The organism is Streptomyces sp. NPDC001156 (assembly GCF_053598275.1).
In genome coordinates this window covers 1-1132 of the sequence record NZ_JBSFJX010000567.1, presented here as the reverse complement: position 1 = coordinate 1132, position 1132 = coordinate 1, and the positions used below count along the sequence as shown (strand labels likewise).

1 pseudogene is annotated in these 1132 nt (G+C 69.4%); it reads right to left on the bottom strand.

What is annotated here, in order from left to right:
• Nucleotides 1–23: 23 nt before the first annotated feature.
• Nucleotides 24–1054: pseudogene (locus ACWDA7_RS53160) on the bottom strand (IS5 family transposase).
• Nucleotides 1055–1132 lie beyond the last annotated feature (78 nt).

Genomic DNA, 1132 nt, shown 5'->3' with positions numbered 1-1132 from the left:
CTAGGGCGTGTTCTGAGTCGTGATCATGTGGTGGGGCGGAGGCTGCGCAGCCAGATGATCGCGCCGCGCAACTGGAGCCCCGCCGTGTAGCTGTCGGGTCTCTTGTCGTAGCGCGTGGCCAGCCCTCTCCAGTCCTTGATCTTGTTGATGCAGCGCTCCACGGTGTTGCGCTCCTTGTACAACTCGGCGTCGTGGGAGACCGGGCGCCCGCCCCTGATGCCTTTCTTCTTCCGGTTGGCCGCCTGGTCCGCCTTCTCCGGGATCACCGCCTTGATCCTCCGTTTCCGCAGGTGGGCGCGGTTGGCCTGGGAGGAGTACGCCTTGTCGCCGGCCACGGCGCCGGGCCGGGTGCGCGGACGTCCGACAGGCCCGCGCACCCGCACCCCGGTCAGTACGGCGGGAAACTGCGGGCTGTCGGCGGCCTGCCCGGGGGTGAGCACGAACGACAGCGGACGGCAGCGTCGCTCGGCCGACAGGTGGACCTTGCTGGTCAGGCCGCCGCGGGAGCGGCCCAGGGCTGCCGCCTTCAACCGAGCCCGGCGTCGGCGCCGCTGCCGGCGGCGCTCCTCGCGCTCAGGATCGGGCTGGGCCTCCCCGGCCGGGGTCACTTCCTCGACTTCGGCTGCAGCCTGCCGCTTGCGCCGCTTTCGCGCCTTTCGCGTGCCCCCTTTTCCGCCTCGGCAGCCTTCTCCAGGGCGGCAAGGACTTCCTCGTCCACGACCATGCCGGCCGCGTCGTGGTGGGCGCGGGCGGTGGTGGAATCCACGCTGACCAGGGACAAGTCCACTTGCCCGCGGCGGGCGGCCTCGGCGATCACGGCCTCCATCACGGCGGCGAACACTCCGCCATCGCGCCATTGGGCGAACCGGTCGTAGACCGTGGACCAGGAGCCGAACGCCTCCGGCACGTCCCGCCACGGGCTGCCGGTCCGGAACCGCCAGATGATCCCCTCCAGCTGGTCGCGCAGATGCTCCGGGTAAGGGCCGTACTGCCCGATCGGCAGGTGAGGGCTGATTAACTCCCAGTCAATATCGCTGAGTTCACGTCGCAGCACATGAGAGGTCTACCAGTTCGACCGTGGCTACCGGAAGCGGTCATCGGTACCGAGATCACGACTCAGAACAGGCCCTAG